Source organism: Candidatus Phytoplasma fraxini (genome assembly GCF_038024965.1).
In the GTDB taxonomy this organism is placed as follows: domain Bacteria; phylum Bacillota_I; class Bacilli_A; order Acholeplasmatales; family Acholeplasmataceae; genus Phytoplasma; species Phytoplasma fraxini.
Map to the genome: position 1 here is coordinate 175455 of NZ_CP146843.1, position 14335 is coordinate 189789.

Annotated in this window: 20 protein-coding genes and 1 tRNA gene; 18 read left to right on the forward strand and 3 right to left on the reverse strand. The window is 21.9% G+C overall.

The features are described from left to right. Nucleotides 1-61 precede the first annotated feature (61 nt). The 4 genes from AADV48_RS01010 to AADV48_RS01025 all read left to right on the forward strand — a co-directional run bounded on the left by AADV48_RS01010 (nucleotide 62) and on the right by AADV48_RS01025 (nucleotide 2319). Nucleotides 62-361: an HU family DNA-binding protein gene (locus AADV48_RS01010; RefSeq protein ID WP_341266744.1), complete on the forward strand. Its 300-nt coding sequence runs from the start codon at nucleotides 62-64 to the stop codon at nucleotides 359-361. Between the two features lie 405 nt (nucleotides 362-766). Next, nucleotides 767-916, forward strand: coding sequence for a 50S ribosomal protein L33 (rpmG, locus tag AADV48_RS01015; RefSeq protein ID WP_341266745.1), 150 nt, complete (start codon nucleotides 767-769; stop codon nucleotides 914-916). Nucleotides 917-937: 21 nt separating this feature from the next. After that, nucleotides 938-2194 (forward strand): aminopeptidase P N-terminal domain-containing protein, encoded by a 1257-nt coding sequence (locus AADV48_RS01020; protein WP_341266746.1) that lies wholly within the window; start codon nucleotides 938-940, stop codon nucleotides 2192-2194. Between the two features lie 51 nt (nucleotides 2195-2245). Next, nucleotides 2246-2319, forward strand: a tRNA-Cys gene (locus AADV48_RS01025). 101 nt (nucleotides 2320-2420) lie between these two features. Here the strand turns inward: AADV48_RS01025 and plsY are convergent. Further along, nucleotides 2421-3038: a glycerol-3-phosphate 1-O-acyltransferase PlsY gene (plsY, locus tag AADV48_RS01030; protein ID WP_341266747.1), complete on the reverse strand. Its 618-nt coding sequence runs from the start codon at nucleotides 3036-3038 to the stop codon at nucleotides 2421-2423. Between the two features lie 362 nt (nucleotides 3039-3400). Here plsY and AADV48_RS01035 point away from each other — a divergent pair, with 362 nt between their 5' ends. Continuing rightward, nucleotides 3401-4042: a superoxide dismutase gene (locus AADV48_RS01035; protein WP_341266748.1), complete on the forward strand. Its 642-nt coding sequence runs from the start codon at nucleotides 3401-3403 to the stop codon at nucleotides 4040-4042. A gap of 30 nt (nucleotides 4043-4072) precedes the next feature. Next, nucleotides 4073-4486, forward strand: coding sequence for a transcription antitermination protein NusB (locus tag AADV48_RS01040; protein WP_341266749.1), 414 nt, complete (start codon nucleotides 4073-4075; stop codon nucleotides 4484-4486). An 8-nt stretch (nucleotides 4487-4494) separates the two neighbouring features. On the opposite strand, the gene AADV48_RS01045 is transcribed toward AADV48_RS01040, so the two are convergent. Further along, nucleotides 4495-4683: a hypothetical protein gene (locus AADV48_RS01045; protein ID WP_341266750.1), complete on the reverse strand. Its 189-nt coding sequence runs from the start codon at nucleotides 4681-4683 to the stop codon at nucleotides 4495-4497. A gap of 150 nt (nucleotides 4684-4833) precedes the next feature. Here AADV48_RS01045 and AADV48_RS01050 point away from each other — a divergent pair, with 150 nt between their 5' ends. Next, nucleotides 4834-6075: a DEAD/DEAH box helicase gene (locus tag AADV48_RS01050; protein ID WP_341266751.1), complete on the forward strand. Its 1242-nt coding sequence runs from the start codon at nucleotides 4834-4836 to the stop codon at nucleotides 6073-6075. Continuing rightward, complete coding sequence (locus AADV48_RS01055) at nucleotides 6068-6937, forward strand: deoxyribonuclease IV (protein WP_341266752.1); 870 nt, start codon at nucleotides 6068-6070, stop codon at nucleotides 6935-6937. The genes AADV48_RS01050 and AADV48_RS01055 overlap by 8 nt, the downstream gene beginning before the upstream one ends. A gap of 793 nt (nucleotides 6938-7730) precedes the next feature. Here AADV48_RS01055 and AADV48_RS01060 read toward each other — a convergent pair. Next, the gene (locus AADV48_RS01060) at nucleotides 7731-8006 is read right to left on the reverse strand and encodes a hypothetical protein (protein ID WP_341266753.1); all 276 of its coding nucleotides are present in this window, start codon (nucleotides 8004-8006) and stop codon (nucleotides 7731-7733) included. 467 nt (nucleotides 8007-8473) lie between these two features. On the opposite strand from AADV48_RS01060, the gene AADV48_RS01065 reads away from it, so the two are divergent. The 10 genes from AADV48_RS01065 to AADV48_RS01110 all read left to right on the forward strand — a co-directional run bounded on the left by AADV48_RS01065 (nucleotide 8474) and on the right by AADV48_RS01110 (nucleotide 14325). Next, nucleotides 8474-8806: a hypothetical protein gene (locus tag AADV48_RS01065; protein ID WP_341266754.1), complete on the forward strand. Its 333-nt coding sequence runs from the start codon at nucleotides 8474-8476 to the stop codon at nucleotides 8804-8806. A gap of 301 nt (nucleotides 8807-9107) precedes the next feature. After that, nucleotides 9108-9296 (forward strand): hypothetical protein, encoded by a 189-nt coding sequence (locus AADV48_RS01070; RefSeq protein WP_341266755.1) that lies wholly within the window; start codon nucleotides 9108-9110, stop codon nucleotides 9294-9296. Nucleotides 9297-9302: 6 nt separating this feature from the next. Then, nucleotides 9303-9746, forward strand: a complete 444-nt coding sequence (locus AADV48_RS01075) for a hypothetical protein (RefSeq protein WP_341266756.1) — start codon at nucleotides 9303-9305, stop codon at nucleotides 9744-9746. Between the two features lie 433 nt (nucleotides 9747-10179). Next, nucleotides 10180-10854 (forward strand): hypothetical protein, encoded by a 675-nt coding sequence (locus AADV48_RS01080; RefSeq protein WP_341266757.1) that lies wholly within the window; start codon nucleotides 10180-10182, stop codon nucleotides 10852-10854. A gap of 126 nt (nucleotides 10855-10980) precedes the next feature. Next, nucleotides 10981-11628: a hypothetical protein gene (locus tag AADV48_RS01085; protein ID WP_341266758.1), complete on the forward strand. Its 648-nt coding sequence runs from the start codon at nucleotides 10981-10983 to the stop codon at nucleotides 11626-11628. A 516-nt stretch (nucleotides 11629-12144) separates the two neighbouring features. After that, the gene (locus AADV48_RS01090) at nucleotides 12145-12744 is read left to right on the forward strand and encodes a sigma-70 family RNA polymerase sigma factor (protein WP_341266759.1); all 600 of its coding nucleotides are present in this window, start codon (nucleotides 12145-12147) and stop codon (nucleotides 12742-12744) included. A gap of 222 nt (nucleotides 12745-12966) precedes the next feature. Further along, nucleotides 12967-13125 carry a DNA adenine methylase gene (locus tag AADV48_RS01095; protein ID WP_341266681.1) on the forward strand — a complete coding sequence of 53 codons (159 nt, stop codon included), beginning with the start codon at nucleotides 12967-12969 and terminating at the stop codon, nucleotides 13123-13125. An 85-nt stretch (nucleotides 13126-13210) separates the two neighbouring features. Beyond that, entirely contained in the window at nucleotides 13211-13366 is a 156-nt protein-coding gene (locus AADV48_RS01100) for a hypothetical protein (protein WP_341266680.1), read from the forward strand. Between the two features lie 125 nt (nucleotides 13367-13491). Continuing rightward, nucleotides 13492-13815 carry a DNA adenine methylase gene (locus tag AADV48_RS01105; RefSeq protein WP_341266760.1) on the forward strand — a complete coding sequence of 108 codons (324 nt, stop codon included), beginning with the start codon at nucleotides 13492-13494 and terminating at the stop codon, nucleotides 13813-13815. A 174-nt stretch (nucleotides 13816-13989) separates the two neighbouring features. Continuing rightward, complete coding sequence (locus AADV48_RS01110; RefSeq protein WP_341266761.1) at nucleotides 13990-14325, forward strand: single-stranded DNA-binding protein; 336 nt, start codon at nucleotides 13990-13992, stop codon at nucleotides 14323-14325. Nucleotides 14326-14335 lie beyond the last annotated feature (10 nt).

Genomic DNA, 14335 nt, shown 5'->3' on the forward strand with positions numbered 1-14335 from the left:
AATCTTATTAGTTTTAGATAAAAAAATTTAAAATAAATGAAACATAGGAGATTATACAATAATGAATAAATCAAAATTAATTAGTAAAATATCTGAAGAATTAGATGTTAAAAAAGATCAAGCTAAGAAATTTTTAAATTGCTTAAACAAAATAGTGAAAGACAGTTTAAAAGAAGAAAAAAAAAATAATCCATATGCTAAAGTGATTAAGGTTATTATTGGTGACTTAGGCGCTGTTCATTTAAAACATAGGAAAGAAAGAATTTGCAAAGTACCTAAAAGTAATAAAGTTTTAACTATTCCAGCACAAGATGTACCAGTTTTCAAAATGAGCAAAAAAATTAAAGATTTTTTTAAATAAAAAATATTTGTTTGTATTATCTAAAAAAATTTTAAAAATTATTCTGTTATAGTTCCAATAAAGGGATATAAAGTGTTTCATAAAAATAATAATAAATATGTATAAAGAAAATCGCGAAAAATAAGCTATTTTTACTGTTAAGAATATAATTAATATTAAGAGTACTAACAAAAGTTTTAACATAAACATGTGTATTTAAATAGATACATTAACAAAATAAAATATTTTTATAAAATTAGGATAAGGTCGTGTCTAGATATCTGTTAAATCAGATATCTAGAATGTGGAAGTTTTCATTAGTAAACTTTCAAAGCGCAAATCTCATCGAAACTAAAATTTATTTTAACAATAAAAAATCTTTCCTTTCAAGAAAGAGGATTTCAAAATAATAAAAAAGGTTTAAATATGAGTAATTTAGTAAAATTGATTTGTACGGAATGTGGAAGAGAAAATTATCATACTTTTAAAAATAAGAAAAAAACTCCTGGACGTTTAGAATTTAACAAATATTGTCCTTTTTTACGTAAACATACTCTTCATAGAGAAAAAAAATAAAAAAATGTGAGTTATAATAAAATGTTTTCTTTTTATCAAAACAATCGTTCTTTAGTTTTTGCTAAGATGAACAAAGGCAGTATTGCTTTATTTTTTTCTAACTCAAGTAGTTTTATACACAATATTAATTTTGAATTAGATAAAAATTTTTATTATTTAACAGGCATAGAAGAAAATAATATTGCTTTGTTGCTTATCAAAAGTCAAAATGGTTATGAAGAAACTTTGTTGTTTTTAAAACCTAATAATTTATTAAAACAAAAATGGGATGGGGAAAATTTAACTTTTCAAAAAGCATCAAATATAACTTCTATTCCTTTAGAAAATTGCTTAGATATTGATTGTATAGATTCTTTTTTATTTAATTTTTTAAATACTTCACATAATTCTAAATATGGTTGGATTGATAATGTTTATTTAGATTTATCGAAAAAAAGTATGAGTGATGTTTCTAATTTATATTTAAATAAAGCTCGTTATCTTCAACAAAATTATCCTTATGTCAAAATATTTGATATTTGTATTTTTTTATCAAAAATGAGAACTATTAAAAATGAAAAAGAAATTGATTTAATAAAGGCAGCTATTGCTGTTAATGATAAAGCTTTAAGAGAAATAGCTAAAATTTTAAAAATAGGGATGTATGAATATCAAGTAACGGCTTTTTATCATTATTTTTTAGCAAATCAGGCTCTTCGTCCTTCTTTTAATACTATTGTAGCTGCTGGTAAAAATGCTACTATTTTGCATTATAATACACAAAAAAGCCAGATTCAATCCAATGATTTAGTTTTATTAGATTTAGGTGTTAATTATAATAATTACGCTTCGGATATTTCAGTTTGTTTTCCTGCCAACGGTAAATTTAATTTGCAACAAAAAATTATTTATAATATAGTTTTAGAAACTAATAGAAAAATTATTCAATGGATGAAACCAGGTTATACTTTTGCTGAAATGAATAAATATGGTAAAGGTATTTTATCTCAACTTTTAATAGAAAATGGTTTTTTAGGTGAAAACGATAAAATAGAAAAATATTGTTATCACGGATTAGGTCATTATTTAGGTTTAGAAGTACATGATGTCGGCAATATTTATGAGCCTATTCCGAATAATAGTGTTATCACAGTAGAACCTGGTTTGTATTTTGAAGAATTTAATTTAGGAATTCGAATCGAAGACAATATTCTAATTCGAAATAGTGGTAATATAAATTTAACAGAAAGTATTCCTAGAAAAATAGAAGATATTGAAAATTTAATGCAAATAGAATAATTTTTTCATTTTTTTTTTTTTTTTTTTTTTTTTTTTTGTAAAAATTATTAAGGCCCTGTAGCCAAGTGGTAAGGCATGGCTCTGCAAAAGCTTGATCGGCGGTTCAAATCCGTCCAGGGCCTCCAAATTGATTTTTTTAATAAAAAAGTACTTCCCAAAATGTTATTAATTATAAATACATTTTTGAAAGTACTTTTTTTATTAAAAAGATAAGGTGATAAAAAAATTATTTTTTTTTACCAAAATAAAATCTATTTTCACACCCCTTTATTAAATTTTTAATATTATTCATGTGTTTTATAATAATGATAATAGTGATAATTAAAATTATCCAAAGTTGAGACAAATCGATAGGTTTTATAAGTTCAAGATGATACCCGATCCATAAAAAAACATTAACTAATACAGTAGACAAAATAGAAGATAAAGAAGCGTATCCTGAAATTCTAATAAAAATAATAAACAAAATAATTCCTGAGATACCGATATAATAATTAATAGCTGTGATAAAACCCACAGAAGTAGCTATTGCTTTCCCTCCTTTAAAACGATTAAAAATAGAAAACATTTGCCCTATAACAATGAAAAATCCGCCGTAACAAAATAAATCTTTATTATTTTGTATGATGATTAACCAAAAACCTTTCAAAAAATCTAATATAAAAATAATTAAACCATAACGTAAACCTAAAACTCTTGCAGCATTTGTAGAACCTATATTTTTCGAACCTAATACACGTAAATCTGTATTTGTGAATAATTTACTTATTATTAATCCAACAGGAATAGAACCAATTAAATAAAACAAAAAAAAATAAATTATTAAACTTATGTTTGAAAGCATTTTTTATTTGTACCTTTTTTGATATTAATTCAAAGACATTTTGATATATGTCAAAATATATTAAACGCTTTTTATTTTTAAAAAATAATTTATATTAAATATATATAAAATAATAATTATATATGATTATAACTTTTTTAACTTAAAATCATTTTTCTAAATTAGAAATTATTTAATTTATTATTTGATTTTTTATTAGTTGAAATATTTTTTTAAATTATTTTGTTTTTTCTTTAATTTTTAAAAACATTTGAAATTTTTTATATAACGTTTATATGTTATAATTGTAATTGAATTAAGTTTTTTTGATAATAAAATAATAATTAATTTTAAATTTGTAAAAAAAGGATATATTTATAATTATGTTGAAAAATTTATTTGAATTGCCAGAATTAAATTATTCCTATGATTCTTTAGAACCTTTTATAGATACTAAAACAATGGAGATACATCATACTAAACATCATCAAACTTATATTAATAATCTGAATACTGTTTTAAATAACAATCAAATTTTTAATAAAGATTTAAAATTTTTATTAAAAAATTTATCTTCTTTGCCAGAAAATATTAGACAAGTAGTTTTAAATAATGGAGGCGGCCATTTCAATCATTCTTTTTTTTGGACTCTTTTGAAATTAAATGAAACTTGTGATAATTCTTTCAAAATATTTCATTTAATTAATAAAACTTTTGGAAATTTAGAACATTTTAAAGAAGAATTTGCAATTAACGCTAAAAATATGTTTGGAAGTGGTTGGACCTGGTTAATTTGTGATTATCAAAACAATTTAAAAATTATTAATACTCCTAACCAAAATACAGTTTTAGAAATGGGTCATCCTCTTTTAGGATTAGATCTATGGGAACACGCTTATTATTTAAGTTATCAAAATCGCCGTCCAGATTATATCGAAGCTTTTTATACCGTGATAAATTGGACGCAAGTAGAAAAATATTTGCAAAAAGCTCTTTTAAAAAATTCATCTTTAAATTCTAAATAGATAGGTTGTTGCTTTGAAAAAAAATTTTTTATGTTGCCGAAAAATTTTAGAAAATTAAGATTTGAAATTATGACCAGTTTATATCAATATGATTTTTATCAAGATGAAATGAGTAATCCGAATTCTAATGAAGTTAAAAATCTTTTTATTATAGAACATATTATTAAAAATATTTGTTTAATTGATAAAATTATTAAGAAAAATCTATATGGCTATGGTATAAATAGATTAAATAAAGTGGACAAAGCAATTATTCGTTTAGCTACTTTAGAATTACTAGAACAACAAAATTCTCATAAAATCATTATTAACGAAGCCATTGAATTAAGCAAAGAATACTCTACTTTAAGCGACGGAAAACAATATAAATTTAATAATAAACTTTTGCATTTAATTTATGAAGATATTCAAAAAAATAAATATAAAACAAACGAGCTTTTATAAAGCTCGTTTTAACTATTATTATTTTTTATTGTGTTAATAATGTCTTTTATGGCTAAAATAAATGGTAATAATAATATTGCCATTAGAATTATAAAAAACATTGTTTTTGTAAAAGATGTTTTATTTTTAGAAAACTTATAATAATCATTTTTTGTTTTAGCATTTTTATTTTTTTTGAAATCTAATTTTTTTTTCATTTTTAACAACCTTATTTTTTTATATAATATATCAGACACAATTTTTATTGATTAATATTAAAAGATAATAAAAAATTTTTCTTTACTTATATATACTTATTATATATAAAAAAACGCTTAAAATTATTTTTTACTAAAGGATTGTTTAACATGGAAAATTATATTCAACAAAAATTACAGCAATTAAAATTTAAGCAAATAACGCCTATCCAAAAAGAAGTATTTACACACTTTAATCAACCTTATCATTTAGTAGGCAGTGCTCCAACAGGAACAGGAAAAACTCATGCTTATTTATTACCTGTTTTAAGCAAAATTGATTGGAATAAAAATATTATCCAAGCAATTATTGTTGTTCCAACTAATGAATTAGTTTTTCAAGTGTTTAAAATGTTAAAGGAATTAGAACAAAGACATTCTCAAGTGAAAATTTTTTATGGTGGCATGGATAAAAAAAAGATATCTAAAAGTTTAGAAAAAAAACAACCTCCTTTTATTATAACTACTTTGAATAAATTAAGCGAATATACAATTGTTTTAAAAAAACTTAATATTTATAAATCTTCTTTTTTAATTTTAGACGAGGCTGATACTTTATTTGACCAAAATTCTTTACAAATATTGGATGTATTATTATCAAAATGGAAACCTAAAATTTTATTATTTTCCGCTTCAATCACTAATAATATGAATAATTTTATCCAAAAATATTTTGGTAAAACTTTATTTTTAGATGTTCATTCACAACAAAAATTAAATATTAAATATTATTTATTAAATAGCTCGCCGCAAAAACGTTTAAATGATTTAAAACATTTTATGAAAAATTTAAATCCTTTTTCTGTTTTGATTTTTGTTTCAAAAAAAGAAGAACAATTAAAATTATATAATGATTTAAAACAATATAATTTTAATGTTTTAAATTTTTCTTCTGATTTGTTAGTTAAAAAGAGAAAATATTTGATGACAGAAATTAAAAATATGAAATATCAATATATTTTAGCTAGTGATTTAGTTGCTAGAGGGTTAGATTTAGATATTGAATGGGTTATTCATTATGATTTACCTACTAAAAATTTAGAATTTTTTCAACATCGTAGTGGAAGAACAGGTAGAATGGGGAAAGAAGGGCGAGTACTTCTGTTTTATGATGAAAAAGAAGAATCTTCTTTGATAAAAATTAAAAAAAATTATGGTATTATTTTTAATCAAATAACATTAACTAAAGATGGTTTTCGTGAAATAAAAATGGATATAGAAAAAAACAATAATAATTTTTATTTAAATCCAAAACAAAATAAAAATATCAATTCTAGAAAAAACAAAAATTTTCAGGCTCAAACACATAAACAGAAAAAAATATTTCTTCGAAAAGGAAGAAAAAATGATTAAAATAGGTAGCCATGTATCTTTTGCAAAACCATTTTTTTATTTAGATGCTGTTAAACAAGCTTTATCTTTTGATTCTAATACTTTTATGATTTATACCGGAGCTCCCCAAAATACTAAAAGAGTTGATATAAAAAATACTTATTTAAACGAAGCTTTACAAGAGATGCGAAAGAAAAATATTAATTTAAATGATTTGGTAGGACATGCTCCTTATATCATTAATTTAGCTAATTGTTCTCATGATAAAAGAAATTTTGCTATTTCTTTTTTGACTGAAGAACTGAAAAGATTTTCTCAATTAAAAATCCCTCAAATGGTTTTACATCCTGGCAATGCCTTGACACAAACAAAAAAAGAAGCTATTAAATTGATTGCATCAGGAATTAATCAAATTTTAACAAATACACATTCTTTAAAAATTAAAATAACTTTAGAAACTATGGCTGGTAAAGGTACAGAAATTGGATCCACTTTTCAAGAATTAAAAGAAATTATTGATTTGATAAATTTTAAAGATAGAATAGGTATTTGTTTTGATACTTGTCATGTTTTTGATTCAGGTTATGATATTAAAAATGATTTTAATGAAGTTATATCTAAATTTGATAAAATTATTGGTTTAAAATATTTAAGTGTTTTGCATATTAATGATTCTAAAAATCATTTAGGTAGTAAAAAAGATCGTCATGAAAATATTGGTTATGGTAACATAGGTTTTTCAGCTTTAATTAAAATTATTTATCACCCCATATTTTCACATTTACCTAAAATTTTAGAAACTCCTTTTATCAATGACTTACCTCCATATAAAGATGAAATAATAATGATAAAAAACAAAATATTTAACCCTTGTTTGAAATAGTAATTTTTTTAAAATAGATAAATGTTAATTATTTTATATTTGATATTATCCAATAAATATTCAAATTTCATAATAAGATTTAATTTTTGAAAAGAGAAACTTTCTAAAAATATTTGTTAATAAAAAAATTGGATTTTTGGGTTTGCATATTTTGAAATATACAAAAAAGTTATTTTAGTCAAAAATAAATATTATTTTGTTAAAATGATTTAAAAGAATAAAAAAAGTAATAAATATTTAGATTAGTTTAATTTTATATATTTAATATTTAAAGAAATTAAAAATATTTTATAAAGATAAAAATAAATATTTATGTTATTGCGGAATAATTAATAAACAATGTGAATTTGTATAAAGGCAGGTTTTATACATTTTTAAACAAATTTTAGAAAAAAGTGTATTAAAAAAAGAGCAGTGCAGTAAAAAAACAGGAACTTAAATGAAGTTCCTGTTTTTTGTTGAGTGGTATTTTATTTTTATTCGTTTGATTTTGAATCTTGTTGTTTTTTTGATTTCTTTTTGTATTTTTCTTTCAGTTGGTTTTGTTTTGCATAAAATAAAACCCCTTGGGAAGGGGTTTGTTTATAATTTAATTTATTTGAATTTTGAGTTATTTATAATAAAAATATTTATTTTTTTGTATTTTTTTTAACAAACACAGTTCTTTGGATATACATTATGATGCATATCATATCCGATTGGGCAGCAAACAAAAGAATTGTTTTTTGGAATCAGAAATATATAAAACATCAATCTTGAGTGATCGTGGATTGAAATTTGATAAATATCTAAATCACTTTTTTATTGCATCTTGCAAATCACGACAACTATTGAAAGGACATTTATTAAATTGGTCTTTTTCAATTTTATGAAAATGATATGTTTTTTTGTTTTCAAATAATTCTTCCCAAGTTAAATTACAATATTGAAATAATTGAGAAATTATTTCAATTATAATTGAAGCATTAAATTGAGAAAAAGCATATTTTCCTTTTTTAATAAGTTGTGCTGAATCTAAAAAAAATTGAAATTTTTTCTGAGATTTAAAAATTGTGTTTTTATCTTGCATATTAAATGAATTCATATTTTATATTAATTATTTTTATTTAATCGGAAACTTTGTGTAATAATCATAAATTTTTTTTTCTTGAAATAATACGTACTAATTAATACGTATTAAATTATTATGAATATTTAAAATTTAATTATTGTAAAAGATAATTAAATTTTTTTTATATATAAAAAAAATATTTAGTGGAAAGGATATAAATATAAAAAAATGTCTTATTATTCACGTAATTATAGATTTATTAATTTTTTATTGTTAGTATTTGGGATTATTTTTTTATTTAGTTGTGTTTTATTTTATAAAGGTTATATTGACGTTCCATTTATAACAGATAATAATAAAACTGAGGAAAAAACAACAGTTAAGAATAAAGAAAAATAAGAAAGATAAAAATAATAATAAGGATGTTTAATAATTGTATAAAAAAATGGTTGTTTATTTTTTTTACTTTATTAATAATTTTCTTATTGGTTTTGGGTTTAAGTTATTATTTTAAAATAATCAATTTTATTTTTGAAAATAAACAAGATGAATTATTAAAAGAAAATATTTATCAAGATAAAATAATTGAGGTTGAGAAGCCAGTAGAGAAAATTATTTATCAAGATAAATTTATAGAGGTAGAAAAACCAATTATAAAGCTAGTAGAGAAAATTATTTACCAAGATAGGATTATTGATTTATCAGGAGAAGAAAAAGTTAGATTATCAAATAATATTAAAAAGTCAATAGGTAATTTACCAATTTATAAAATGAAGACAAGTGAAATTTTTAAAATAATTGATAATCATTTTAAATAAAGAGTCGAGGAGTTTGATTAATGGTTTCAAAACAAAATTTTTTAATTATTCCAAAAGAAAATAAACAACGTCCTAAGTTTTCAAAAACAAACAATTAAATTAAGTAAAAAATGGCTTTCTATTTATAATGCTAAAACTAAGCAGAAATTTGTTTTTTTAAAAGAAGGAATGTTTAAAAATATGAAATATAAAAAAAGAAATAAATTTATTTTTTATGGTAAAAGAAATAAAAATAAAATGCTTTTTTAAAATGTTTTTTTATATGAAATAAAAATAAATTAGAAAGAATATAAAAGAAATTATGACATTAACAAAATTTATAACTTATATCGGAGCTGTTGCTGTTTTGGTTATTATTTTATTTTGGTTAGGTTTATTAAAGTTAACAGATAAAACAATTGTGAAGATAGAGAAAAATAAAATTGAAGAAGTCGAAAAAGAAGATAAACCAGCAAAAGAATCGAATAAAGAAACAACAAAACGAAAGTAATATAATATGAATCAACAAAGAGCATATATATTGGGAATTGTTTTATTAACAAGTTTAATTAATTTTTTTATTTATAAAGGATATTTATATTTACAAAAGTTAAAAGAATTAAAAAAAGAACGTAGTGAACTTTTTAGGGATATTTTAAAGAATTATATTAAAAGTGGTTATTTGAGTGTTGTGGAATTTGAAGCTTTATTATTAATAGTTAAAAATATGGGTAATCGTTTAGGAATTTTTAAGCAGCATGTTGATAAATCTATGGCAATTTTAAATGAGTATGGAGATGTTATGAAACCAGTAGATGAAATTATTAATGCGGATGCACGAGAGATTAAGGAACAAGAATTTAGAGATTTAGAAATCGAAAATGAAAATTTAAAAAGATTATTATATGGAAATACAAAAAATAAAGTAGAGATTATTAAAGATGGTGAAGAACCTTTTTAAAAATTATTGAAGATTTTATAGGAGTAAAGAAAAATGATAAGTGAATACCAAAAAATAAAAAGATTTTTATATTTATATAACGAGGCTGTTAAACAAAATAAAAGTATAAATATAAGTAGTTTTTTAATAGAAAATTATTATGATGATTGCGTAGATTTTGAAACTGGCAATTTAACAAATCACTATATATATGTATGATAAGTTAAAAAGTGTCCTTAGAGTTCAAAATGAAGCACGAGTAATAAAAGAAAAGCGATTAAAAGAACAAGAAAAAAGTTTACAAAATATTTTAGATCAAAAATAAAGTTTTATTATTTTTAAAATTTTCAAGAGATAATTGATTTTATCTTTTGAAATAGAAAAGTGATTTTGTTAATATTCTTTATTACTTTTTTTATTTCAAAAGATAAAAGAATGTTAAGAGGGTAATTAAATGTTAAAGGAGTTTAATTTAGAGTTTTTTAAATATATTTTTGAAGAAAAAATATATTTAAATGTTGTTAATTTAATATATATTATTTTTAAAAATCTTTTTTTTACTAAATCATCTTTTTTATTTGGTAGTAATGTAGGATGGAATAAAAATTTTTTTCATATTTATGATTTTACAAAAACAATTGTTATATTTATATGGGAAATGTTAACATGGTTTATATATCCTTTAAAATTATTTAGTAATTTATTTAGTTTTTTGGTTGAAATTTTAACAATGTTTAATCAAGAAGGAAAAAAATTCATAGGATATATTGAACGATTTCTTATATATGCAGTTGACTTAAAAATTGAATATGATGACGGTTTTTGGGAATATTTAAAATCGGCTGTAACTTGTATTTTTAAACTTACTGTTGGTGGATTAGTTATTTATTTTTTTAAAGACGTTCAAAGTTTTTTATTAGAATCGTTTAATAAAATAGGTTTTTTATTATTTAATATTGTTTTAAAAATATTAAATATTTTTATAATTCTTTTGAAAATATTATTGGTATGGATGAAAGTAGTTATTAAAGTTGTAGAGTTTATTTTATTTATTTTTTTTAGTTTTATAAGTGAATGGAGTATAGAAGAAACTAAAAACAATGCATTAGTTAGAATTAATGATAATTAGAAAGAGATGCCATTGTTATTTAATAATTTGTTAAAATATATATATATTTTAAAATAAAAATAAAACAAAAGATTGGAAAAGGTTTATTATATGTCATATATTAGGTTATGGAATAGGAATTATAAAATGATTCCATTTTTAATTACTGTTGCGTCATTAATATTTTGTTTTATTTTAATTATGAGTGTAGCTTTTACATATCATAAAGAGACAGAATTAAGACGTTTAGAACATGAAAAACAAATGAATGAATTAGATCAAAAGAAAAGAATAAAAAGAGCAGAAGATAAAGACAACGAAGAATATAAATTAAGAAAAGCAAATGAAAAATCTGAAATTAAGACAAAATATAGAGCCCCGCAATTTGGAGATTGGAAAGAATTGGGTTTTGTTCCTTCCTTCATTGATAATGAAGAGGGATATTGTTTAATGGAAGATTTTGGATATGATAAAGGATTTGAATTTTTTGACTTGGACCGTGATCACAGTGTTATTGTTTTAAGAAAAAAAAATAATTCTAGTGAAAGTATTTATTGTGCAATTCAGATTTTTAAAAAAAATGAACAGTTATATGTAAGACCAAAATACGTTAGACGTACAACAGAATTTATGTCTATTGATTATGTATATGAAGTAGTATATGAATTATGTAATCAAATTAAGGGTGTTAGTGATAACATTCAAACGAAGTCTCTACCAAAAAATGGTAAAAGATATAAAGAGATTAAAAATGAGGTTAATAGTTTGGGTATGGAAATTTTAAAATTTGATTAATATATACAAAACAATATAAATACAACATACTATATATTTCACAATGTATTAACTATAAACAATTTTGTTTTGTTTTACAACATATGCCCTCCTCTCTACCTTTTTTTGAAAATTTTACTTTTTTTAAAACTTTCATTATATAAAAAAACAAACAAATTTTTTAAAAAAAACATAAAAAAAAGAATTTTTTTATGTTTTTTTTAAAAAACTCGGAGGGCTGGCCACTGTTGTTCGGCCAGTTTGTTTGTTAAATATAATGAAAGTTTTAAAAAAAGTAAAATTTTCAAAAAAAGGCTTTTCAAGACAAAAAAGACGCGCGGCGTGTAGGAGTGGTACCAAACTCCCTCGGGAGTTTGGACCCTACGTCCATAAGCCGGTGAGGTGTTCCAAAAGTTTAGACACTTTTTGTTTTTTAAAAATTCTTTAAGACTAACCTATTAAGTTAGTCTTTTTTTATTATTCGAGACTAAAGTAATTTTCATATCTTTTCTAAAAACGTTTTTTGAAAGGAACAAAATGTTAAGAAAAGAATTATTTAAAGATTTTTTAAAAAATAAAAAGAATTTAATAATTCGTCATCAACTAATCAATTTACATTTGACCTTAGTAAATAAATTAGTTAATCAATTTAAATATTATCCTCGTTTATTAGAAAGACAGGATTTATATCAAGAAGGCGTTTTAGGATTAATCAAGGTTTTAGATAAATATGTAGATTTAGGTTATGACTTCATCTCCTATGCCAAGTCAAATATAAAATCAGAAATCAGAGAATTAATAAGAAAAAGTCATTTGCCTTGCATTCCTCAAAAAACTCATAAAACCAATAACACTTTTTTTCAAGAAGAAAAACATACATGGCATTATCAAATCCTTAACCCTCATCAATTATGGTTAAAACAAGTAAATCATGAACTATTTTTAAAAAAACTAAAAACTAAACTAAATAAAAAGGAGTTTAACGTCATTAGATTAAATTTTGGAGTTCCTTTAGGAAATATCAACGAAGATTATCAACCTAGTTATTCCAATCAAGAAATCACCCAAATACTAAATTTAACTTTAAGACAAGTAGAAACTCTTAAAAACATCGCCATCAATAAATTAAAAAAATAAAAAGACCTGAATAAGGTCTTTTTATATTAAGAAAGGAAATATCAATGAACTTAAAACCTAAAAATATTTTAATTATCTTAACTTTAACCTATATCGATTTTATAATTACAAATCTTATGACGTTATTTTTTGATTTTAATTTAGGAATCAAAGCTAACACAACGATAAGCCTTATATCGGATATTGTCTTTTTATTTTATTTATGGATTAAATAGAACAAAAATGCAAAAATTCATTAATTGGGTTGGTTGTAAAAAGAAATTATTACCACATCTTTTACCTTTAATTCCAAAAAAATTTAAAACTTATTACAAACCTTTTTTAGGAAGTGGTGCTTTATATTTATCCTTAATGCCTAAAAAAAGCCATTTTACACGATAATGACACACAACTCATCCAAATATGGAAAAGTATTTTATATAATCCTCAAGATTTTTATAATAAAGCATTAGCTTTTGACAACTTTATGTATCAATATCCTAAATCACAACAAAAACAACAAAAAACAACTTGTGAAAACTTATTAAAACAATATAATTTGTTATTAACAAAAAAGAAAAAGAGATTAACTAAAGCATCACTTTTCTTTATTTTAAGTAAATATTGTTTTCGTGGTATTTGAAGATACAAAGATAATACATCCTTATATACAAATTTTGGTTATAAGCCTAAATATAAAACAGGCATATTAAATTTAAATGATTTATATTCTCCTTACAAAAATATTTTCAAAAAAATAAACATGTCTTGTTATGTACTGATTATCAAAAAATAATTGCCACCACCAAGAAAGATGATTTTGTATTTATTGACTCACCTTATTACAACGGCAAAAACATCACTATATCATCTTTTTACAAAGGAGTTTTTAGTTTTACTGAACAAGTGAAATTATTCAACTGTCTCGAAAAAGCCGATAAAAGAGGAGCTAAATGGTTATACACCAATTATGATACTCCCGAAATTAGAGCATTATTTAAAAATTATTACTTCCAAAGTATTAAATCTAGTACTAACCATAATTTGACAAACAAAAATAATAATCATGAAATCATTATTACCAATTATTAAAAAAGTAATTTAAATTTTTGACCTCAACAAGTCTTTAAACTGTTTCAAAGATTAATTTTTGATATAAACGAAACGTAAAATTCCAAAAATAGAAAATTAAATTAGTTTTAGAATGCGTAAAAATCAAAACTTAATCAATTAAAAAATAAACTAAAAAAATAGGAGATAAATTTTATGTTAAACAACGTTCAATTAATCGGTCGTATCACTCGTGACCTCGAAAAACAATATCTTAAGGTTAACAACGAACAAGTCCCTAAAATAGATTTTCAATTAGCTGTTAACCAAACCAAAGACAAAGTTCAATATATTCCTTGTGTAGTTTTTAGAACCCAAGCTGAAAATTTTCATAAATACTTACATAAAGGATCTAAAATTTATCTAGAAGGAACATTATCTGTCCAAAAATACACCAAAAACGAGGACCAAAAGAAAACAAATACCAAAGTTATCGTCCATAAAGTCATCTTTTTAGATAATAAACCTCAAACTGATAATTTACCATTTTAAAATAAAAGAA